Origin of the sequence: uncultured Litoreibacter sp. (assembly GCF_947501785.1) — a bacterium.
Taxonomy (GTDB): Bacteria; Pseudomonadota; Alphaproteobacteria; order Rhodobacterales; family Rhodobacteraceae; genus Litoreibacter.
Genome location: NZ_CANMXB010000001.1, coordinates 1,995,890 through 2,015,607 on the forward strand (window position 1 = coordinate 1,995,890; position 19,718 = coordinate 2,015,607).

At 59.7% G+C, this 19,718-nt stretch carries 20 protein-coding genes and 1 tRNA gene; 9 read left to right on the forward strand and 12 right to left on the reverse strand.

The genetic code is table 11. The annotated features are described in order from the left end of the window. Nucleotides 1-53 precede the first annotated feature (53 nt). From nusG to secE, 3 genes are all read right to left on the reverse strand, one after another. On the reverse strand, nucleotides 54-587 hold the full coding sequence (nusG, locus tag Q0899_RS10005) for a transcription termination/antitermination protein NusG (RefSeq protein ID WP_298299610.1): 534 nt from the start codon (nucleotides 585-587) through the stop codon (nucleotides 54-56). Nucleotides 588-815: 228 nt separating this feature from the next. Continuing rightward, the gene (locus tag Q0899_RS10010) at nucleotides 816-2,051 is read right to left on the reverse strand and encodes an EAL domain-containing protein (RefSeq protein WP_299192567.1); all 1,236 of its coding nucleotides are present in this window, start codon (nucleotides 2,049-2,051) and stop codon (nucleotides 816-818) included. Nucleotides 2,052-2,188: 137 nt separating this feature from the next. Continuing rightward, entirely contained in the window at nucleotides 2,189-2,383 is a 195-nt protein-coding gene (gene secE / locus Q0899_RS10015; RefSeq protein ID WP_298299616.1) for a preprotein translocase subunit SecE, read from the reverse strand. A 157-nt stretch (nucleotides 2,384-2,540) separates the two neighbouring features. Here secE and Q0899_RS10020 point away from each other — a divergent pair, with 157 nt between their 5' ends. Next, nucleotides 2,541-3,137 carry a hypothetical protein gene (locus tag Q0899_RS10020; RefSeq protein ID WP_298299619.1) on the forward strand — a complete coding sequence of 199 codons (597 nt, stop codon included), beginning with the start codon at nucleotides 2,541-2,543 and terminating at the stop codon, nucleotides 3,135-3,137. On the opposite strand, the gene Q0899_RS10025 is transcribed toward Q0899_RS10020, so the two are convergent. Continuing rightward, on the reverse strand, nucleotides 3,134-3,916 hold the full coding sequence (locus Q0899_RS10025; protein WP_299192570.1) for an alpha/beta hydrolase: 783 nt from the start codon (nucleotides 3,914-3,916) through the stop codon (nucleotides 3,134-3,136). The two genes, Q0899_RS10020 and Q0899_RS10025, sit on opposite strands and share 4 nt — an antisense overlap. Before the next feature lie 58 nt (nucleotides 3,917-3,974). After that, nucleotides 3,975-4,050, reverse strand: a tRNA-Trp gene (locus Q0899_RS10030). A 284-nt stretch (nucleotides 4,051-4,334) separates the two neighbouring features. On the opposite strand from Q0899_RS10030, the gene Q0899_RS10035 reads away from it, so the two are divergent. Both Q0899_RS10035 and Q0899_RS10040 read left to right on the forward strand, forming a co-directional pair. Next, nucleotides 4,335-4,904 carry a peptide-methionine (R)-S-oxide reductase gene (locus Q0899_RS10035; protein WP_299192572.1) on the forward strand — a complete coding sequence of 190 codons (570 nt, stop codon included), beginning with the start codon at nucleotides 4,335-4,337 and terminating at the stop codon, nucleotides 4,902-4,904. 105 nt (nucleotides 4,905-5,009) lie between these two features. Further along, on the forward strand, nucleotides 5,010-5,849 hold the full coding sequence (locus tag Q0899_RS10040; RefSeq protein ID WP_299192574.1) for a class I SAM-dependent methyltransferase: 840 nt from the start codon (nucleotides 5,010-5,012) through the stop codon (nucleotides 5,847-5,849). Between the two features lie 160 nt (nucleotides 5,850-6,009). Here the strand turns inward: Q0899_RS10040 and tuf are convergent, their stop codons facing one another. Both tuf and Q0899_RS10050 read right to left on the reverse strand, forming a co-directional pair. Then, nucleotides 6,010-7,185 carry an elongation factor Tu gene (gene tuf, locus Q0899_RS10045; RefSeq protein WP_299192561.1) on the reverse strand — a complete coding sequence of 392 codons (1,176 nt, stop codon included), beginning with the start codon at nucleotides 7,183-7,185 and terminating at the stop codon, nucleotides 6,010-6,012. Nucleotides 7,186-7,324: 139 nt separating this feature from the next. Next, entirely contained in the window at nucleotides 7,325-7,930 is a 606-nt protein-coding gene (locus Q0899_RS10050) for a hypothetical protein (protein WP_298293368.1), read from the reverse strand. A 105-nt stretch (nucleotides 7,931-8,035) separates the two neighbouring features. Between Q0899_RS10050 and Q0899_RS10055 the strand changes: the two genes are divergently transcribed. Beyond that, nucleotides 8,036-9,394 carry a cytochrome P450 gene (locus Q0899_RS10055; RefSeq protein WP_299192576.1) on the forward strand — a complete coding sequence of 453 codons (1,359 nt, stop codon included), beginning with the start codon at nucleotides 8,036-8,038 and terminating at the stop codon, nucleotides 9,392-9,394. Between the two features lie 79 nt (nucleotides 9,395-9,473). Here Q0899_RS10055 and Q0899_RS10060 read toward each other — a convergent pair whose 3' ends face one another. Both Q0899_RS10060 and dacB read right to left on the reverse strand, forming a co-directional pair. Then, nucleotides 9,474-9,785, reverse strand: coding sequence for a hypothetical protein (locus tag Q0899_RS10060; RefSeq protein WP_299192579.1), 312 nt, complete (start codon nucleotides 9,783-9,785; stop codon nucleotides 9,474-9,476). A 200-nt stretch (nucleotides 9,786-9,985) separates the two neighbouring features. Then, on the reverse strand, nucleotides 9,986-11,473 hold the full coding sequence (dacB, locus tag Q0899_RS10065) for a D-alanyl-D-alanine carboxypeptidase/D-alanyl-D-alanine-endopeptidase (RefSeq protein ID WP_299192581.1): 1,488 nt from the start codon (nucleotides 11,471-11,473) through the stop codon (nucleotides 9,986-9,988). Between the two features lie 65 nt (nucleotides 11,474-11,538). On the opposite strand from dacB, the gene Q0899_RS10070 reads away from it, so the two are divergent. Then, nucleotides 11,539-12,393, forward strand: coding sequence for a DMT family transporter (locus Q0899_RS10070; protein ID WP_299192583.1), 855 nt, complete (start codon nucleotides 11,539-11,541; stop codon nucleotides 12,391-12,393). On the opposite strand, the gene Q0899_RS10075 is transcribed toward Q0899_RS10070, so the two are convergent. The 3 genes from Q0899_RS10075 to Q0899_RS10085 all read right to left on the reverse strand — a co-directional run bounded on the left by Q0899_RS10075 (nucleotide 12,368) and on the right by Q0899_RS10085 (nucleotide 15,950). Next, entirely contained in the window at nucleotides 12,368-12,973 is a 606-nt protein-coding gene (locus tag Q0899_RS10075; RefSeq protein ID WP_299195344.1) for a nicotinate-nucleotide adenylyltransferase, read from the reverse strand. The two genes, Q0899_RS10070 and Q0899_RS10075, sit on opposite strands and share 26 nt — an antisense overlap. A 1-nt stretch (nucleotide 12,974) precedes the next feature. Then, the gene (gene mgrA, locus Q0899_RS10080; protein ID WP_299195346.1) at nucleotides 12,975-14,006 is read right to left on the reverse strand and encodes an L-glyceraldehyde 3-phosphate reductase; all 1,032 of its coding nucleotides are present in this window, start codon (nucleotides 14,004-14,006) and stop codon (nucleotides 12,975-12,977) included. A gap of 96 nt (nucleotides 14,007-14,102) precedes the next feature. After that, complete coding sequence (locus Q0899_RS10085; protein ID WP_299192585.1) at nucleotides 14,103-15,950, reverse strand: hypothetical protein; 1,848 nt, start codon at nucleotides 15,948-15,950, stop codon at nucleotides 14,103-14,105. Between the two features lie 176 nt (nucleotides 15,951-16,126). On the opposite strand from Q0899_RS10085, the gene ettA reads away from it, so the two are divergent. The 4 genes from ettA to Q0899_RS10105 all read left to right on the forward strand — a co-directional run bounded on the left by ettA (nucleotide 16,127) and on the right by Q0899_RS10105 (nucleotide 19,700). Beyond that, nucleotides 16,127-17,782, forward strand: coding sequence for an energy-dependent translational throttle protein EttA (gene ettA / locus Q0899_RS10090; RefSeq protein ID WP_299192588.1), 1,656 nt, complete (start codon nucleotides 16,127-16,129; stop codon nucleotides 17,780-17,782). A 185-nt stretch (nucleotides 17,783-17,967) separates the two neighbouring features. Next, entirely contained in the window at nucleotides 17,968-18,951 is a 984-nt protein-coding gene (locus tag Q0899_RS10095) for a hypothetical protein (protein WP_299192590.1), read from the forward strand. Between the two features lie 93 nt (nucleotides 18,952-19,044). Beyond that, nucleotides 19,045-19,218, forward strand: a complete 174-nt coding sequence (locus Q0899_RS10100) for a DUF1328 family protein (RefSeq protein ID WP_299192592.1) — start codon at nucleotides 19,045-19,047, stop codon at nucleotides 19,216-19,218. Nucleotides 19,219-19,343: 125 nt separating this feature from the next. Next, entirely contained in the window at nucleotides 19,344-19,700 is a 357-nt protein-coding gene (locus tag Q0899_RS10105; RefSeq protein ID WP_298361614.1) for a hypothetical protein, read from the forward strand. Nucleotides 19,701-19,718: the final 18 nt, after the last annotated feature.

Below are 19,718 nucleotides of genomic sequence, written 5' to 3' on the forward strand. Positions count from 1 at the left end.
GATTGTTGTGGTCCGACTTTCCGGGCGCGCCCGGGTCCTCTCCCACAGATTTCTCAGCTCGCTTTCGTGACCTGAGTAAATTCCAGCTCGACCGGGGTCGCCCGGCCAAAGATCGAGACAGTCACCTTCAGGCGCTGCTGCTCATCGTCTACTTCTTCCACCATGCCCGAGAAGCCTTCGAACGGGCCGTCGGTGACGGATACATTTTCGCCCACGTCGAAGACGATTGTTGAACGCGGTGCTTCGGCACCCTCTTCAACGCGACCCAGGATGGCCTGAACCTCGGCGTCGCGCATTGGCATTGGCTTGCCTTGCGGACCCAGGAATCCGGTTACGCGGTTGATGCTGTTGATCAAATGGTAGCCCGCGTCGGACATCTCCATATGCACCAGCACGTAGCCGGGCATGAAGCGGCGTTCGGCGGTAACCTTTTTATTTCTTCTGATTTCAATGACTTCCTCGGTCGGCACCAGAACTTCGCCGAAATCGTCCTGCAGGCCGTTTTCTTCGACAGAGGTGCGGATCTGTTCAGCAATGCGCTTCTCGAAGTTCGAGAGGACAGAGACCGAGTACCACCGTTTCGCCATTGCAGAATTGCCTTTATAATCAGAGCCTTACCGAAACGAAAACAGCGCGCATCCCGAATCAATGCGCGCCATCTGTTTGGTGTTGGGGGCTGACTACCGCTCCGAGCCCTTAAGATCAAGGGGTTAACGCCCCCAAAATGCATGTGTCTAGAAAGCGTCTTCCTTGCGTATAGATCGCGTTTAGACGAATACGCCGTTAACCTTCGGGATCAACAGGCACTGCATCAGCTATGCGCTTTCGCGCCATGCGTTGCCAAACCACGCTTTCGCGCTCTCAAGATCAGATGGTCGGCCCAGCAGATAGCCCTGCCCCAAGGGGACGCACAGCTCGCGCAATGTTGCCAGCTCTCCCTCTGTCTCGATGCCTTCGGCAACGATTTTGGCCCCGGTTTCCGTCGCGAACCGGACAAGTGCGCCCGCCAGAGATCGGCGCACAACGTCACTGTCGACGCCCGTGGTCAGCGAAATGTCGAGCTTGATAATGTCGGGCTGCAAACGCACGATTTGCTGCAAGCCGGAATAGCCCGCGCCGGCGTCGTCAACAGCCAGTCGGATGCCCGCTGCGCGCATCAGCAAAAGCTGATCCAACAGCAGCTCGGCATCGGTGATTTCAGCGTGCTCGGTCACCTCCAACACGATGCGGTGTGGCGCATAGGGTTCGAACAATTCCCCAATACGGCCAGTCTCCACCGTGGCGGGCGACGCGTTCACAGAGACATAGATATCGTCGGGAAGATGATTGAGTGCCTCTAAAGCCACCTTGATCACACAAAGTTCCAGATCGGCCTGAAGCCCGACGGTATGGGCATCGTCAAACCACAGGTTTGGCGGGCGATACGGTTCCGCCTGAAACCGGCAGAGCGCTTCGAAGCCCACCGGTCGCCGACCCGAAATGTCCATTATCGGCTGTAAGGCAATGTCGAAGCTTTGGGTCTCAATGATGTTGACTATGGTGGCGCGCAGTTCTTCTTCCTGCGTGCGCAGGCTGATCGTGTCATTGATTTGGTCCGCAGACAGGTTGGCGAAAGCTCGCATCACCTCTAGATCGCGGTCGTTCAAGTTGGTCTGCGTCTGCCGAGACATACAACAAAACATACCATAGGGCGTTCCGTCGCGCCGCCGGATCGGGACGCTGACATGGCTTTTGATTGGGACGGCGTGGGTCAACGCGATGTCCTGGGCAAGCGGCTCAAGCTCGGTGTTGGGGATCATTTCAGGCAATCTGCCCTCCAGAATATGGCGACAATAGACCTGTTCCAACGGCATGGATTGCCCCACGTCGATCATGTCTTCCAAGCCCGACGCGTCGACAGCGCGGAACACCAGATCATCACCAACGAATTCCGAAAGATAGGCCACTTCCATCCCAAGATGCTGACGCACAAAGCTGAGGGATGAAGAGATGATGTCATCCGCATTGGCGGCGTCCAACAGCGGGGCGATCATCATGTCTGTATTTGTCATAGGGCATCCAACGCGAGGGAAATTACCGCGTCACGGCTAAGGCCCGACCCTGAACAGAAGGTTACTTCTCCCTCGCCTACTACCGTAGGATTAACCCAAATTTTAGAGGAATTGGCGGCGGCTTGCGCAGCCAGCGGCTAGAACAGCCCGAAGACCGAATTCAGCCCGGTGCGGATGGTCAGATCAACGAGGCTGAAGAAAATCGCGGTCAGCGTTGCCATGATGAACACCATTACCGTAGTCAAAACCACCTCACGGCGGGTCGGCCAGACGACCTTTGCAACTTCCGCGCGGGTTTGCTGGATGAATTGGGCCGGGTTGGTGATCGCCATGGTGCTGCGCCTTCGGGTTCGCGTGTAACTCACTGGCAGATACGGCCGTTGCGCCCGGTTTGCAAGGGGGCGCCGCCGCACCGCTCACCAAAAGGTGGCTTGGCGTGTGCAGCAATTGCGCATTAGCGTGGGGCAACGCATATCGAAAGGGCCTTTCATGAAACACGTTCTCGCCGCCGCCTTGGTGGCCATTGCCCTGCCCGCCGCGGCGCAAACCGTAGACGAAACCGCCCCGACGCCTGAGGGTGAACCATCGTCGCGCGACCTTGTTTCGCCAAAGGCTGATATCCCAGACACCGAGGCCGCGATGACCGTCCAACGTTTGGGCGAGATCGTGTCGGCCTTGGACCCCGACAGCCAAACCGATGGGGCGCGGTTTCAACTGACCATCGAAGACGTCCCGGTCCTGATTATTACCGATTGGCGGGCCGACCGAATGCGGGCCATGGTGCCAATCCGCGCCATGGAAGGCATGACCGGCGACGAAATTCTGCGCGTCATGCAAGCCAATTTCGACACCGCGCTGGACGCACGTTACGCCGTGGCGCAAGGGCGTCTTTGGGGCGTGTTCATTCACCCGCTGTCGCCCTTGGAAAAGGACCAGTTGATCTCAGGGCTTGGGCAGGCGGTGAATTTGGCCAAGACCTACGGCTCGCTTTACACCGGCGGGGCCATGTCCTTTGGCGGCGGAGACAGCGTGCCGCTGCAGCGCCAACTGATCGACCGGCTGCTCAAGCAGGGCGAAGAAATCTAGTCGTCCACCAGCCGCGCGAACTGGTCCAGTACCATTTGCATGATGGGCTGACCTTGCGCATCAACCCCGTCCAGCACCGCATCCACCTGCGTGGCGTGGCCCGGCACTCCGGTGTCGATCAAGGTCACTGGCGCCTGTACGCCCTCCGCCCGCTGGGCGCCGACCCGCGCGTTGGAGATGTTGATCACCCGGTCTTGCGGCCCGTGAATAAGCAGGCAGGCGGGCCCGTCCTCTTCCAGCCGCCACGGCTGGACAATGGCGGCGCTGATGGCCACCACGGCATCGGGCCTGGACACCCGCTGCATCCAGTGGGTGGGCGGGTACGCCAGGGCCAGCCCGGCGATGCCGCCAGCGGAAACCCCAAGAATGCCAAGTTTGCGGTGGGCGATGCCCAGCCCCTCGCCTTCCACCCATAAATACTCAACGGCGCGCGACAAATCCTCCATCGCCGCGATGAAGGCCGCGCCATAAAGATTGGGGGACAGGGTCAGCCCCAGCTTCTCGGTGCGGCCCATATAGGCCTCGATATAGCCCTGCTGTTTGTCAGTGAACGCGTCTGCAGTCGTGCCCAACCGGTAGGTGACGGACGCCATGGCAAACCCGGCCTCCGTCAACGCGGTTGCAAAATGCGCCACCTCGTCGCCGTCGCGCCGCCCTTTGCGGAAGCCGCCGCCATGGGCGTAAATCACGCAGGCCGAGGCCTTCAGATCGTCGGGCAGGTAAAGGTCGAATGCGAGGTCGTTTTGGGTGTCGTAGACAATGTCGGAAACGCACTTCATCCGGCAGCCATACCGTGTTCACCCTATCAACCGGTTCACGCCTCTCAGGGCGTTTATGTGGCAGGGGATGAGAGACTCGAACTCACGACCCTCGGTTTTGGAGACCGATGCTCTACCAACTGAGCTAATCCCCTGCACTTGAGAGAGGTGATTACGAAAGGTGGGGGGCGTTTGCAAGAGTTGATCCGCATTCCCGCGCTCAGCGGTGATGCATCTGACGCAGCCACGCCACGGTGACGCCGGCAGGCAGATGCACATGGTCTGTGCCTGCACGCCTGGCGCGGGCAGGTCTCCGTTATCGTTGGGTTTTGGCGCAGATGCGGTGCCATTTTCACGCGACCTCACCAAAACTCACAAAGGGTTGGTTGGCCTGCGACGGGCTGCCGCAGGTAGCCTTCTTGCCAGAAGGAGATCAGCCATGCCCGAAACCAAAGCTATATCCCACACCCTGCCCCTGTCGCGACGCGCCTTTGTTGCCAGTTCTGCGCTGTCCGCGCTGGCGATCGGGGCGGCCACACAGGCCCGTGCGTCGGACCCCCATCATCGGCGCCTTACTCATACGGACGATTTTGACTACGCCGTCACCCGTAGCGACGAGGAATGGCGCGCCATGCTCACCCAGGATGAATACGACATCATGCGGCGCGGCAACACCGAGTTCCCCAAATCCAGCCCCCTGTGGAACGAGCAGCGCAATGGCCTGTACCACTGCAAAGGCTGCGATCTGGAGGCCTATGATGCGCGCTGGAAAGTGCCGCTCGACAAGGGTTGGGTGTTCTTCACCCATTCGCAAACCAACGCGGTGCTGACCGGCATTGACGGCCCGGTGGCCGAATACGGCAACGCCATGGGCGACAGCACAATTGCGCATGTCGAGGTCCATTGCCGCCGCTGCGGCAGCCATCTGGGCCACCTGCTGCCCGTCGACGGCCATCAGGTGCATTGCATCAACGGGGCCGCGCTGACGTTTGAGGCAGCCGCCGCGTAACGGCAAATCCCTGCGCACCACCGGCCAGATAGCCGGTGGCACAGGGCCGCTATTCGCACTATCGTCGGGCCAGAAGAAACCATCCGGTCACGAGGGAACGCGCCATTGGAGCTCGCTGAGATCGAGGCATTGCACGCGCAACACGCCCGCGCCGACTTTGGGACAACCACCCCCGACGAGTTGGCGTATATTCAGGAAACCATCCGCACCTACAAGCCGCGCAAAATCCTTGAAATTGGCACGGCATCCGGCCTGACCACCGGCTTTCTCGCCAGGTTTCTTGAGGAGGTTGGCGGCGACAGCGTGACGTCCATAGACTCGGAAGATGTGTTCTTCGGGGATCACCGCAAGAAGGTGGGCTATCTCGCATCAGCCATCTACGACGGACAATCGGTTCGGACCCGGATCGAGGCGGGAAAATCCTCGCTCGATCTGGCCAGTCTGGACGGGCCGTGGGACTTGGTGTTCGTCGACGCCAGCCACAACCATCCCTGGCCGACCCTGGACACATTGGCAGTGGCTCCGCACCTGTCCGGCGCCCGTATCGTTATTCACCACGATTTGCAGCTGTTCCGTCGGTTCCCCCGCTTCCTCGGCATCGGCCCTCGCGTGCTGTTCAACGAAACACCTCAGACGCATCGCCACGCCGGCGCTGCCAACGGCTGGAACATCTTCCGCATCGACCTGTCGATGGAGCCGGTCCTGCTGGAAGAAATGGGGCTGAACGCGCTGAGCATGCCATGGACGGCACGCCCGCCCCTGTCAAAGCGCGAGGTCGCGCTGTTCCGCGAGGTGCTGCGCGACATCTACAGCCCCGGCTTCTGGGCCCAGTTTGATGTTTGCGAGAAACAGAACCGGTGGAACGCGACAAAAATGGCCTATTTCTACGTCAGATACGCCGCCGCCAAGCTACGCAACGCGCTACTGGGGCGGAGCCGGGCATAGGTGGCTGGGTCACGGCCGTCGGTGAGTTGGGATCCGTGACCATTTGTTATGCGAAAAGGCCGCCTCCTTTTGGAAGCGGCCTTTTCTATTTCTCTACCGAGTGCTGCTCTCGGTGATCCCGAAGAGGATCACCTGCCGCACACTTGGCGTGTTTCGTAGATTACTCTGTAATCTTCGAAACGACGCCAGCACCCACAGTCCGGCCGCCTTCGCGGATCGCGAAGCGGAGGCCTTGCTCCATCGCGATCGGCGCGATCAGTTCGACGTCGAACTTCAGGTTGTCGCCGGGCATCACCATCTCGGTGCCCGAGGGCAGCTGAACCGTGCCGGTCACGTCCGTGGTCCGGAAGTAGAATTGCGGGCGGTAGTTGGCGAAGAATGGCGTGTGGCGGCCACCCTCTTCCTTGGTCAGGATGTAGGCCTCGGCCTCGAACTTCGTGTGCGGGGTCACCGAACCCGGCTTGCACAGAACCTGACCGCGCTCAACGCCGTCACGGTCGATGCCGCGCAAGAGCGCGCCGATGTTGTCGCCAGCTTCGCCGCGATCCAGCAGTTTGCGGAACATTTCAACGCCCGTGCAGGTGGTTTTCGCGGTGTCGCGGATGCCCACGATTTCGATCTCTTCGCCGACGTTGATCACGCCACGCTCGACACGACCGGTCACAACCGTGCCGCGACCGGAGATCGAGAACACGTCCTCAACCGGCATCAGGAACGGCTGATCCACGGCGCGCTCTGGCGTCGGGATGTAGTCGTCAACAGCGGCCATCAGCTCTTTGATCTTCTCTTCGCCGATCTCAGGGTTGTTGCCTTCCATCGCCGCCAGAGCGGAGCCCGCAATGATCGGGATGTCGTCGCCTGGATACTCGTAGGAGGACAGCAGCTCGCGGATTTCCATTTCCACCAGCTCCAGCAGCTCTTCGTCGTCAACCTGGTCCACTTTGTTCATGAACACGACCATCTTCGGGATGCCAACCTGGCGGCCCAGCAGGATGTGCTCGCGGGTCTGGGGCATTGGGCCGTCAGCGGCGTTCACAACCAGGATCGCGCCGTCCATCTGGGCGGCACCGGTGATCATGTTCTTGACGTAGTCGGCGTGGCCGGGGCAGTCAACGTGGGCGTAATGGCGGGTCTCGGTCTCATACTCAACATGCGCCGTCGAGATGGTGATCCCGCGCGCTTTTTCTTCAGGCGCGCCGTCAATCTGGTCATACGCTTTGAAGTCGCCAAAATACTTCGTGATCGCCGCAGTCAGCGTCGTCTTGCCGTGGTCAACGTGACCAATCGTGCCGATGTTCACGTGCGGTTTCGTGCGTTCAAACTTTTCCTTAGCCATCTCGTCAGGCGCCCTTTGATTAGGAGGGGCAATGTCAGCCCCGATTTCACTTCGCGGGCTACCTATTCACATGGCGGACAAAAATCAAGCCTGAGTTGCGTCTGCGGGCGCAGTCAATTGCCTGTCCGGGCTGCCGCGATCAGCCTGCGCCCGCTTTCTTGGCAATCTCGGCGGCGTCGTCCTTCTTGGCGGCCTCTTTGGCAGCATCCGACACGTCTTCGCCAAAGAGGTCGGCATTGGCCTGCAGCCAGCGTTCCACTGCCTTGGCAAATTGTGCAGCCAGATTGGCCATCTGCTCATCCGCGTCGCGAAACAAGCCGGAACCGATGACGGACTCGCCGTCCAGCTGCTCAAGGATCAGCAGCTGCTTGGAGCGGTCTTTCAGCCGCAGCAGCGGGTCTGTCTGCCAGATATGAACCGTCATGCTCATAGCGGACCGTGGTGCCAAGGCCAGCCGCCCGCCCTTGGTGGCCAGAATGTAGCCGTCCAAAGAGTAGCTGATCGTGTAGGGCGTGTCCCCGTCATAGCGGCGGAACCGCTTGTCGATCGCGGCCTCAAGGGCGGTTTCCCACTCTTCCGCCGTGGCGTCGCGAGACACCCCCATTTTTCGCGCGTTCTTGGTCACCGCGACGTTGCTTTGCAGGCGGAAGTTGCCCAGATCCACCTGTTCCTCAAGGTCGGGATTCGGCACGCTGCAGGCCGCTGTCACGGCAAGGCAGGCGGCGGCAATCAGGTTGCGGATCATGGGCGGGCCCCTTTGGTTGAACCCTGCCTGCATATCCCCGCCCACACCTGCGTGCAATCGGCGCACCCGGTTGCCGTGGCTCCCCGGCCACATATACTCAGTCCCATGAAAGATGCAGTCGACATGTACCCGCCGCAGGTTCCGCTCGTCACCGAGGTCTGGTCCATCTGGCAGTCGCTTGCCGCCGCACGGCGCAACATTCTGGAGCTGATCCCCGAGATTGCGCTGCACCAGCCCATCGTGTCGGGCAAAATGGGCCGTCCATGGCACATGGTGATGGACCCCGACGCCCTGAGGCGCATTTTGCTGGAGAAGGTCGAGGATTACCCGAAATCCGACGTCACCAAGAACATCCTGCGCCCCGCCATCGGCGAAAGCCTGTTCGTGGCCGAGGGGGCGCATTGGCGCTGGCAACGCCGCGCCGCCGCGCCGGTCTTCACGCATCGCAACATCGCCAATCTCGCGCCGATAATGTCCGCCGCCGCCGACCGGTCTTGCGCGCGCATTGCGGAACACACAGGCCGCGCCACCGACCTCTACACCGAGATGATGACCGCCGCTTTCGAGGTGATCTCGGACGTGACATTCTCAGGCGACGAGCAGTTCGACCGCAAAGCTGTGCACCGTGCGGTGGATGGCTATATTGATCAGGCGGCCAAAGTCTCCATCCTCGACATTATCGCGGCGCCCGCCTGGGTGCCCCGCCCTTCGCGCATCATGGGCTCGACGGCGATGAAGCAAATGAAACAAATGTCGGATGGGGTGATTGATAATCGCCGCGACAAGGGGCCGGGCGATATCCCCGATCTGCTGGACCTGCTGCTGGCGGGCGAGGATCCCAAAACCCAACGCACCATGAACACGGCCGAGCTGCGCGACAACCTGCTGACCTTTATTGTGGCGGGCCACGAAACCACGGCGCTGACGCTTTCCTGGGCCTTGTATCTTTGCGCGTTCGACCAAGACGTTCAGGACACGCTGCGGACCGAAGCACAATCGGTTCTGGCCGGTCGCACGGCCACGGCGGACGATCTCCCCAACCTGCCCTACACGCGGCAAGTGATTGACGAGACGCTCAGGATGTACCCGCCAGCCGCCTTCCTGTCGCGCACCGCACAAAAGGACGACACGCTGTGCGACCGGCCGATCAAGCGCAAGGACACGGTGACGTTGCCGATCTATGCCCTGCATCGGTCCCACGCCCTTTGGCCGGATCCGCATAGGTTTGACCCCGACCGCTTCAATGGCAAGCAGGAGATCAACCGCTACGCCTACCTGCCTTTTGGCGACGGGCCGCGCATCTGCATTGGGGCGAGCTTCGCCATACAGGAGGCGGTGATCATGCTGGCCACCATCCTCTCGCGCTTCAAGTTCACGCGCGTCGAGGGCAAGGACCCGAAGCCGGTTTTGATCCTGACGCTGCGCCCGGAAGGCGGTGTCTGGCTGAATGTGCAAGAGGCGTAGCGCCAAAGCAAAAAGCCCCGACGCCCAAGATGATATCGAGGGAGCCCGGGGCCTTTCAGATCTTCGGTCCTATCAGGCGTTAGCCGCCGATCAGACGTCTCAGGAACGAACGCGGTTTCTTCGCGGTCGCGTCTCCCAACAATGCGTCAGCGGCGACGTCGGCGGGCGCCGGTTGCGCCGCGGCAGGCGCCGCGTGGGCGGGCCGCTGGATCGCGGGTTCGGGCATAGGGGCCGGTTGAGGATTGGCTTGGGGCGCAGCAGAGCGCATCAGTTCAGCTTCGCTGCCTTCTGCGCCTTCTTCGGCCAGCAGTTCTTTGATCGTCTTCTTCGTAAAGGCCGTCGGCTCCGCAGCCGAAACCCCTTTCAGCGGTTTCAAACGCTCATATTCCATTCTCTGCCTCCCAACTCTCGGGCGAAATAGTTAAAATCCGCGCAATTGGTGTATCGCGCAGGGCATATATGACAGCGGAATAAGGCGATTTTGGGGAAACGGTCGCAAAAATTGTCGTTAAACGCCGACAAGGTTGTGTGATTTTGGTGACTCTTCCGGTCCGACAGGGGCATCAAAACGACGCAGATCCAAGCCCGATCTTAGGCCTCGTGCACCACAGACCAACGCCGGATCAACTGCTGTTGCAACTTCTTGGCCCGCCCATTCCAGGACCGTGCGCCCCTTGGGGCTTCCCGTTCGGCTTTGGACAAGGCCCGGCGCCGTGGCAGATCGGCGGCAAATATGGCGAAAGCCAAGTCGCGCCCATCGGGTGTTCTGATGTAGCCTGCCAACCCGCTGACGAAGTTGAGCGTGCCGGTCTTGGCTACAATCTGGATTGGGCTGTTCTGGATCACCTTGTTTTCGCTGTCGCGCACCGCGATCGTCTTCAAGATCGGCTGCAACAGCTGCTGTGCGCCCGGCGCGGTCAGCGCCTTGACCATTTCCTGCGCGCTCATCTTGGTGCGGTCGCCAAGGCCCGAATGATCCACAAAACTGGCCTTGCGCGCGCCGTAACGGTCCTCCGCCCAGCCCGCCATCACGCGACCCGAAGCCGCGAGCGTGCCGGCTTTGCTGGCTGACAGCCCCACGACTTCCGCCGTCACATTGGTTGAAAACTTCAACATGTCGCGGCAAATTTTGCGCAAATCCGGGCTGAGATGCTCTGCCACGGTCGTCCCTTGCGGCAACGCATTCGTGGCCTCTGGGAATGGCAGATTGATCCCATGGCTACGTGCCACGGTTTGCAAGACGTCGCCTGCATAGATGGCCGGACGCCGTACAGGCAACCACCGCCCACCACCTTTGCCAAGCGCCTTGCGGGCGACGGTCCAGTTCTCGCGCGTTGCGCTGTTTGAATAGGTGAATATTGGCGCACCGCGGTCCGCCACCTGCGTGCGTACAAACCCCACGCCCGGCCTAATCTTTTCGGACCGCGCATCCATGGTGACGTTGTAGCCGCCATTCGCCCGCTTCCATTCCAGATAAACACGGTTGAAATTCAGGTTCAGCCCGCTGAGGCCCGGGTTGTAGCCCACCTGCACTGGCTGCGTGCCGTCGATTTCCTCGATCGAGGGCAGCGCGCCGCCATAGACTTTCAGCTTGCCGCGTATCTCTCGGATACCGGCGATCTTCAGGCGCCCCGCCAACTCAAACAGGTCATCGGTCGACAGCGTCGGATCGCCCCCGCCCACCAGCACCAAATCGCCTTGCAGCACCCCGCCGCTGATCGGGCCGGTGGCCACAAGCCGCGTGCGGTATCGGTGCCCCGCGCCCAACGTGTTCAGCGCGTAAAGCGCCGTCATCGCCTTTGTCACGCTGGCGGGCGGCTGCCCCAACAGGGGCGAGCGGCTTTCCAGCACTTGCCCCGTGCGCGCATCGGCCACGACATAGCTGACCTTGCCGCCCAGATTGGCGGCGTCCACAAAGCGGTCGGCCCCCGGCATGGCCTGTTTGGCCGCGTCCGATGGCTTGCCAATCGGGCGCGAAGACCGCTCCGGCGCATTCGCCAAAGCGCATCCGGCGACGCCATATAACAAGAAGGACAAGACGGTGCGGCGGCCGTACCGGCCAAAATCGGAAGAGCTCATGGCTGCGACATTCGCCCAACCGACAAGTGGTGGCAAGCGGTCAAACAGCCTGATACGCAAGCGTGATGGACCGTTCCTTGCTCAGCGCTGCCGCGATCATGTCTTTGGGCATGTTGTTGATCCCCTTCGGGGACACCGCGGGCAAGATGATGACCTCTGCCGGGGTGCATCCCTTCTTTGTGGCGTGGACGCGGTACCTGATCGGGATGGTGGTGCTGATCCCCTTCGCATTCCATGTCGACGCGCTGAAATTGCTGCGCGATTGGCGCATCTGGCTGCGCAGCGCGGTGCAGGTCATTACCATTTGCACGATCTTGACGGCTCTCTCAACCGAGCCCATCGCAAACGTGTTCGGCGCGTTCTTCCTTGGCCCTATGGTCAGCTACGCGCTGTCTGTCTGGCTGCTGAAAGAGCAAGGCAGCGCGCTGCGTATCATCTTGCTGGCGGTCGGCCTTGGCGGGGTCTTTCTGGTGGTCAAGCCGGGGTTCGGGATGACGCCGGGGCTGGCTTGGGCCGCGGCCTCGGGGTGCTTTTACGGCATGTTTCTAACGGCGTCGCGCTGGGTCGCGCCCTTGGGCCGCCCCGTGCATCTGTTGCTGACCCAGCTTATCATCGGGACGCTGATGCTGACGCCATTGGGCCTCCTCCATCTGCCGCTGCTGACCGCAAACGTGTCGGGGCTGGTCTTGTGGTCCGGCGTCGCTTCGATGATGGGAAATTTGTTTCTGGTCTTCGCCTATGCCCGCGCGGGGGCGGCAACGCTTGCGCCCTTTGTCTATGTGCAGCTGATCGGGGCCACGGCCTATGGGCTGGTCTTCTTCGGCAACTGGCCCGACGGGCTATCGGCCATAGGCATCACCGTGATCTTCGCATGCGGCTTTGCCACGCTGTTTCTCAGGAAGACCGCCAGTCGCCCTTAGCGCGGATCGCGCTGGAGGACGCCTCGCTCAGCGGCAGGTTGATGTAGCACCAGCAGGGGGCTTCCATCTGTGGCAGCATCTGGCTGGCCGGCCCCACCAGCCTTGCGTCATCATATAGTTGCGCCGCGACGGATCTGCGCGCTGATATCCGGTCGCCGGGGCGGGCGAGAACGCCCACCGGCACCATCTCCATAATGTCGCGCCAGTCCTGCCAATGGTGCAGGCTTGCCAGATTGTCCGCTCCCATCAACCACACAAACCGCACACCCGGGTAGCGCCGGATCAGCCCCCTGAGGGTCTGCGCCGTGTAGCGTGTGCCCAGCTTGGCCTCTACATCTGTCACGGTGACACGTGGATGGTCCATCACCTGCCGGGCCTTGGCCAAACGGTCCGCCAACGGCGCAGGCGCGTTTTCTTTCAAGGGATTGCCGGGGGAAACCAGCCACCATACGTGGTCAAGCCCGAAGCGTTTCAACGCCTCGCGGGTGATATGGGCATGGCCTTGATGCGCGGGGTCAAAGGACCCGCCAAGCAGGCCCACCGCCTGCCCCGGCCGCGCCGGCGGCCATCCCGAAGAGATGTCAGTCGGTTTCAGAGGACTTGGCCCACAGATTGATGTCTTCCTCCGACGAGATGCGGTCGATCTCGGCGAGCTCGTCGGCCGCAAACTTGAGGTTTTCCACCGCCCCCACGCAGTCGACAATTTGCGACGGTTTCGACGCCCCGATCAACGCGGTGGTCGCGCGGCCCTCCCGTAAGACCCAGGCGATAGCCATCTGCGCCAGCGTTTGCCCGCGGGCCTCGGCCATCTCATTCAACGCTTTGACGCTGGCCAGCGACCGCTCGTTGATCATGCCGTCCAGCAGGGATTTGCCTTGCGTGGCGCGGCTGCCGTCGGGGATGCCGCCGAGGTACTTCTTGGTCAGAATGCCCTGCGCCAGCGGCGTAAACGCAATCGAGCCGATGCCCAGGTCGTTCAAAGTGCTCCACAGCCCGTCATGCTCGGTCCAGCGGTTCATCATGTTGTAGGAGGGCTGGTGGATCAAACACGGCGTGCCCAGCTCCTTGAGGATGGCTGCCGCCTCGCGCGTCTTCTGCGAATTGTAGGACGAAATGCCCGCATATAGGGCACGGCCTGACCGCACGATGTAATCCAGCGCGCCCATGGTTTCTTCCAACGGGGTCTCGGGGTCAAAGCGGTGGGAGTAGAAAATATCTACATAATCCAGCCCCAACCGTTTCAGAGACTGGTCGCAAGACGCCACCAAATACTTGCGCGACCCCATCTCTCCATACGGCCCCGGCCACATCAAATATCCGGCCTTGGACGAAATGATCATCTCATCCCTGTAGCCTGCAAAGTCCTCCCGCAAAATCTCCCCAAATGCAGTCTCCGCTGATCCGGGAGGGGGCCCGTAGTTATTCGCTAGGTCAAAATGCGTGATCCCATGATCAAACGCCGTTCGGCACATCGCACGCTTGTTCTCATGCGGGCTGTCCCCGCCGAAATTATGCCAAAGCCCCAGGCTGATCGCAGGCAGCTGGACCCCTGACTTGCCGCAGCGGCGGTACTCCATGGTCTCGTAGCGGTCCGCTGCGGGGCAGTAGTCCACAGGTTTCTCCTTCGGGGGGCGCTGAACTTTGCTCATACAGGAGTTCTGAGGCTCACACCTCCGAACGTCAAATGCAATCAAAGTCCGCCCAAAGGATTACCACGCTGAAAACCTGTCGAAGCGCCATGCTCCGTTTGTCGAGTCTCGGGTGAATTCGATTATGTAGTACTCGCCGTTACCCGCCCTCAGCGTCACCGATGCATCCTGATACCAGTTTTCCGGGATTTCCGTTGGTCGCGGCAATTCCGAGAGCTGGCCCGGAGATAACTTTTCGAACTCAAATTGCCGGGCGCCGATAGCAAATTCGGCTATAAGGTCAGGCTGCAACATGACCGCCGCCAGCTCGCCGAATTCCACCCGCGTCGCGCCGCTGGGTATTCGCAGGCCCGTAGCGCCCAAAATTCCGCGCTGAGCAATTGTCAGGATATCCTCAGAACGCTCCCGCAATTCGTCATTGGTGATCGCGTTGATGGCCTGGCGCCAGGCGTCAGCGCCATTTTCCCGTTCTTTGGCCATGGCCAAGACCAACTTCAGCTCTTCCGACAGCCTCAGCTTTGAACGGACCTCAGAAGGTATGCTGTCATCGGCCAATAGCGCATCATATTCTTCCTGGGACAGAACTTTCAGCTCGTCTGACGCGCCGAACTGGAAGTTTAGCTCGCTTACCTTTCCGCCCGCCCCAAGCAAATCAACCATCCGCACGGAGTCAACGTCAGGATCCAGCATCCAGCTAACATCGTCCATCTCTAGGCCTTGCTCGTAGAAGGTTGGAATGAATATGCTCGATTGCCAGCCGTTACTCAGTGAAGGCCCAATTGTCGGCCAAGCCGCATTGCCGGCAGTTGTGTCAACGATACGGGGGTTGCCATCCGGCCCAATCTCAACGGTCAGAATAACAACCCGGAATAGGCCGTTTTGGTTGCTGGCGATCCCAAAGAATACGTCCTCTCCGTCGAACAAGTAGCGCCGCCAGAAGTCAAAACCGAACCCATTGCTGGGCTCGACAAGCTCCATGAATCGCGTCGCCGAATACCCGATCAGTTGGTCCGCAACATCGTCAGAAGAAATCTCGACGGAAAAATCGGCCAATGGGGACAAGACAGCATTTGCATCCGTTACAGTGTCCCGCACCCGCTGGGTGGCTTTCTGAAACGCATCCTCCAGCCGGTCAGCTTCCGCCGCCATAGAGGCAACGGCAACGGCGTCTCGGTCCTCTTCTTCCATTGCCAGGGCGAGCTGCTGCAATGCGGCGATGTAGTCGGTCGAAACGCCTTGATAGTCGCGCAACGTGTCCTGCAGCTCGCCGATGGTGCCGCCCCGCACGCCCAATGCGCGCTCTTTGCGTTCGACCTCTTCGACGCGATCTTCAAGTTTGTCTTCAGCGTCTTCCAGACGCGCCTCGCTGGCTTTCAAGTCCTCGCGCTGTTGCTGCAATACTGTCCTAGCCTGTGTGAGGTTGGCCTGGGTCGCACTCAATTCGGCGCGGGCGTCCTCTGCTTGTTGCTGAAAGGCAAGCGCTTCTGACTGTCGGGTGGCAGACTCCGTATTGATCTTTTTCAGGCTTTCGAACGCATCTGTCAGGTTCTTGATCTGCTGGCCACTGACAGTCGCCATCTGCCCGCTGAAGTCCGAAACGCGGTCATAGGCTTCGTCGCGTTCCTGGCGCAACAAGGCCAGCGAGTCCTGGTACTCGGTGTCGACTTTCTGGTTTTGCGCCTGAAGGAAGTACCAGCCTACCGCCAGCAGCACGAGCAATAGGATGGGCGTGGTCCACTGCCCCAACAATCGAAACAGGTTGCCGGTCACTTCGGTCACGGCATCGGAAGGGGTCCGTCCTACCTGGACCGCAGCTGGGCGGTCATCCTTAAGCTCTCTCACTACCTCAGCCAGGGCCGCCTTGATTTCGGAAATGCTGGTCTCGTCGGGTTTGTCGTTCTTCGCCACGCCAATAATCCTGCGTAAATATCTAAAGTCACTTTGGTTTCAACGATCACAGGTTAGTCAGAAATACCCCAATCTGGCCACAAATTTTTGCAAAGGGGCACGGTGCGAAGGGTGATTGAACCGGGCGGTGCGGTAGCCTAAACCAGCACAAGGTCACCTTTAGAGCGAGAATCCCCATGGCAGCCAATCAATTCGTCTACTTCATGGACGGCGTCTCCAAGCAGTATCCCGGCGGCAAGAAGGTGTTCGAAAACATCCAGCTCAACTTCCTGCCCGGCGTCAAAATCGGCGTGGTGGGTGTCAACGGCACCGGTAAGTCGTCGCTCATGCGCATCATGTCCGGTCAGGACAAGGATTTCACCGGGGAGGCATGGGCCGCCGAAGGCGCCAAGGTCGGCTACCTGCCTCAAGAACCCACGCTCGATGAAACGCTCGATGTGCGCGGCAATGTGATGCTGGGGGTGAAGGAAAAGAAGGACGTGCTCGACCGCTACAACGAGCTGGCGATGAACTATTCCGACGAAACCGCCGAAGAAATGGCCAAACTGCAGGACGAGATTGACGCGGCCAACCTCTGGGACCTCGACGCCCAGATCGACATCGCGATGGAGGCCCTGCGCTGCCCCCCCGATGACGCCGCCGTCGAAAACCTGTCCGGCGGGGAACGCCGCCGCGTGGCTTTGTGCAAGCTGCTGCTCGAAGCCCCCGACATGCTGCTGCTGGACGAGCCGACCAACCACCTCGACGCCGAAACCATCGCGTGGCTGCAAAAGCACCTGATCGAGTATAAAGGCACCATCCTGATCGTCACCCACGACCGGTATTTCCTCGACGATATCACCGGCTGGATTCTAGAGCTCGACCGTGGTCGCGGCATCCCCTACGAGGGCAATTACTCCGCATGGCTGGAACAAAAGGCCAAACGGCTGGAACGCGAGGCCAAGGAGGACAAGACCAAGCAGAAAACGCTGGAGCGCGAGCTGGAATGGATCCGCGCCGGTGCCAAGGCCCGTCAGGCCAAGGGCAAGGCCCGCATCAACGCCTATAATGAAATGGCCAACCAGTCCGAGAAGGAAAAGGTCGGTCGCGCGCAGATCATCATCCCCAACGGCCCGCGCCTCGGCAACAAGGTGATCGAGGTCGAAAACCTGACCAAAGCTTACGGCGACAAGCTGCTGGTCGAAGACCTCAGCTTCTCCCTGCCCGCAGGTGGTATCGTCGGCGTGATCGGCCCCAACGGCGCGGGTAAATCCACGCTGTTTCGCATGCTGACGGGTCAGGAAACGCCGGACTCAGGCGAGGTATCCTATGGCGACACGGTGCAGCTGTCCTATGTCGACCAATCCCGCGACGCGCTGAAGGGCGACGCCAATGTCTGGGAAGAAATTTCAGACGGCGGCGAAATCATCCAGCTGGGCGACGCGCAGATGAACTCCCGCGCCTACTGCTCCGCCTTCAACTTCAAGGGCGGCGATCAACAGAAAAAGGTCGGCACGCTGTCGGGCGGCGAACGCAACCGCGTGCATCTGGCGAAACTGTTGAAATCCGGCGGCAATGTGCTGCTCCTCGATGAACCGACCAACGATCTGGACGTGGAAACGTTAAGAGCGCTTGAAGACGCCATCGAAAACTTCGCCGGCTGCGCCGTCGTCATCTCCCACGACCGCTTTTTCCTCGACCGCCTCTGCACCCACATCCTCGCCTTCGAGGGCGAGGCCCATGTCGAATGGTTCGAAGGCAACTTCGAGGCCTATGAGGAAGATAAAATCCGCAGGCTGGGACCTGATGCGGTAGAACCTAAGCGGGTGAAGTATAAGAAATTCACACGTTGAACGGCGTCGGTTAGGTGTTCCGCACCCAAACCCACCTCACAGGCTGCAACTGATGGGTGAAACCATCCAGCCCACGGTTCACTGAGAAATATGCTTGGCCGTATCAATAATTTCCAATGACCTCGCTTTTTTTGACAAAATGATGTAGAGTCTTGCTCATTGTTTAGTTGAAGTTGAGGTTTTTCATGCGCTTTCATTTAGCAATTCCATTGATTTTTTTTCTGTCTTCTCAGGCTAATGCGAACCAAGACTGTTCTCACGCCTTAGTTCAAGATACTTATTCCAAAGCCCAAACTGATACGGAAAGGCTTGCTATTATCTACTCGATAGATAAAGCAAATTTTGACCAATTTAAGTCTGAATTCGCCGGTGGTGGAAATGCTATAATTGGCGGCATTCCAGTTGGCGGCGATATGGACTGGAACGAGTTTGAAGAACATCGTTCACGTATCAAAGAAACTTACAACTTTGATTACAACCGAAATTCGTCTCTAGAAATTGCTCGAACCTACCTTTCTGACAATGCGAAGCAGGCCTACATTTCCTGCCTGAAAAACTCGGGAAAAGGCCTAAAGGTCTGGCTGTCTCAAGTTGAGGATACTCAGCTTACTATTTCGGTTAAGTTTGATACCCACCCTGGTGGTGCTTTGACAGATTTCTCCCTTGGCAGTCCGGTGGGGGGGACTCTCATTGGTTCTGTTCCAACCTCATTTCCAAACGGTTCGATAAGGACAATTGAGTTTCAGCGGGACCAGAATGTCAGATTTTCGGTTGTTGTAAATGGAGATGGAGAATCGACTAATTTCGTTGTCCCATCAGAGCCAAGATTTGTGACCGGTGCAGTGGTAAGTTGGGACTTTGAGATTATGGTTGATGATGTCCTACAGCGATACCAAGGGAGCAGGGAGATAAGCCCAGATATCTACAAAGAACACGATCCCTCTAAGCGAAAAATTGAGATCCACCGATATACCACTCATGACAATCAAGGCGACCGGTGGGCCTATTGTAGAATTGAGGACAACTGGACTCTAACCGCGCTCTACAAGGACCGATTTATTCCTGGAACCAAGACCGGTGATAGAAAAGTCAAAACCTCCCGTGTACTGGAACCAGGAACTGGGGGAGGGGGTATCTGCAAATTGGAGCGTCTCCTTTACAATCGTTGAGCCAAAGGCCATCGGAACCATCCCCCACCCCACCGCGTTAATTCTCCAACGGCACCCCACACGGGTGTCCCTGAAACAAAAAGGAGAAACATCATGCTCGGTTGGGCTCTTACATTTTTAGTCATCGCTATCATCGCGGGTATCTTTGGCTTCGGCGGCATTGCCGGCGCGTCCGCAGGCGTGGCACAAATCCTCTTCGTGATCTTCCTCGTGCTCTTCGCCGTGTCGATGATCGCACGGGCCGTCAAAGGCCGCTCGGTCGTCTGACCGGACGCGAAGACCGGATAGCGAAAGCGCGCCTTTGGGAGAGGGCGCGCTTTTTTCGTGGGATTTGCGCGAAATGCGGGGTTCGGGCTAGGCTTGCGCCATTCACGAGTCACGAGGTTCTTAATATGCGCATTCTTCCCCTCATTCTTGCCGCCACTGTGGCCGCCTCCCCCGCGTTTGCCGGGTGGAGCACCATCACCTCCGAGGCGCAGCTGAAAAAGCTGGTGGTCGGCAAAAGCTATCTCGACCCGAAATCCGGCGCGTGGTTCAAGCTGCGCCGCAACGGCAAGCTGACCGGCGCCGCGCGCAAGGAAAAGCTGACCGGTGTGTGGCAGTGGAAGGACAAATATGTCTGCTTTGACCGCGCCCTTGGCGGCAAGAAGCTGCCCGGCGATTGCATCATCATCCAGGTGGACGGCCCAAACATCGCGACAATCCGCCAACAAGGGAAAGGTCGCAAGACCGCCTATGTCCCGAAATAGACCCAACCGCAGGAGCCG

Excerpts from the sequence above, each read along its gene's own strand:
- secE (WP_298299616.1), bottom strand. The coding sequence starts at position 2,383 with ATGGCGATCACCAACCCGGCCCAATTCATCCAGCAAACCCGCGCGGAA.
- tuf (WP_299192561.1), bottom strand. The coding sequence starts at position 7,185 with ATGGCTAAGGAAAAGTTTGAACGCACGAAACCGCACGTGAACATCGGC.
- dacB (WP_299192581.1), bottom strand. The coding sequence starts at position 11,473 with ATGAGCTCTTCCGATTTTGGCCGGTACGGCCGCCGCACCGTCTTGTCC.
- Q0899_RS10035 (WP_299192572.1), top strand. The coding sequence starts at position 4,335 with ATGCCCGAAACCAAAGCTATATCCCACACCCTGCCCCTGTCGCGACGC.
- Q0899_RS10070 (WP_299192583.1), top strand. The coding sequence starts at position 11,539 with ATGGACCGTTCCTTGCTCAGCGCTGCCGCGATCATGTCTTTGGGCATG.
- Q0899_RS10020 (WP_298299619.1), top strand. The coding sequence starts at position 2,541 with ATGAAACACGTTCTCGCCGCCGCCTTGGTGGCCATTGCCCTGCCCGCC.
- Q0899_RS10050 (WP_298293368.1), bottom strand. The coding sequence starts at position 7,930 with ATGATCCGCAACCTGATTGCCGCCGCCTGCCTTGCCGTGACAGCGGCC.
- nusG (WP_298299610.1), bottom strand. The coding sequence starts at position 587 with ATGGCGAAACGGTGGTACTCGGTCTCTGTCCTCTCGAACTTCGAGAAG.
- Q0899_RS10105 (WP_298361614.1), top strand. The coding sequence starts at position 19,344 with ATGCGCATTCTTCCCCTCATTCTTGCCGCCACTGTGGCCGCCTCCCCC.
- Q0899_RS10100 (WP_299192592.1), top strand. The coding sequence starts at position 19,045 with ATGCTCGGTTGGGCTCTTACATTTTTAGTCATCGCTATCATCGCGGGT.
- Q0899_RS10010 (WP_299192567.1), bottom strand. The coding sequence starts at position 2,051 with ATGACAAATACAGACATGATGATCGCCCCGCTGTTGGACGCCGCCAAT.
- Q0899_RS10060 (WP_299192579.1), bottom strand. The coding sequence starts at position 9,785 with ATGGAATATGAGCGTTTGAAACCGCTGAAAGGGGTTTCGGCTGCGGAG.
- ettA (WP_299192588.1), top strand. The coding sequence starts at position 16,127 with ATGGCAGCCAATCAATTCGTCTACTTCATGGACGGCGTCTCCAAGCAG.
- Q0899_RS10095 (WP_299192590.1), top strand. The coding sequence starts at position 17,968 with ATGCGCTTTCATTTAGCAATTCCATTGATTTTTTTTCTGTCTTCTCAG.
- Q0899_RS10025 (WP_299192570.1), bottom strand. The coding sequence starts at position 3,916 with ATGAAGTGCGTTTCCGACATTGTCTACGACACCCAAAACGACCTCGCA.
- Q0899_RS10055 (WP_299192576.1), top strand. The coding sequence starts at position 8,036 with ATGAAAGATGCAGTCGACATGTACCCGCCGCAGGTTCCGCTCGTCACC.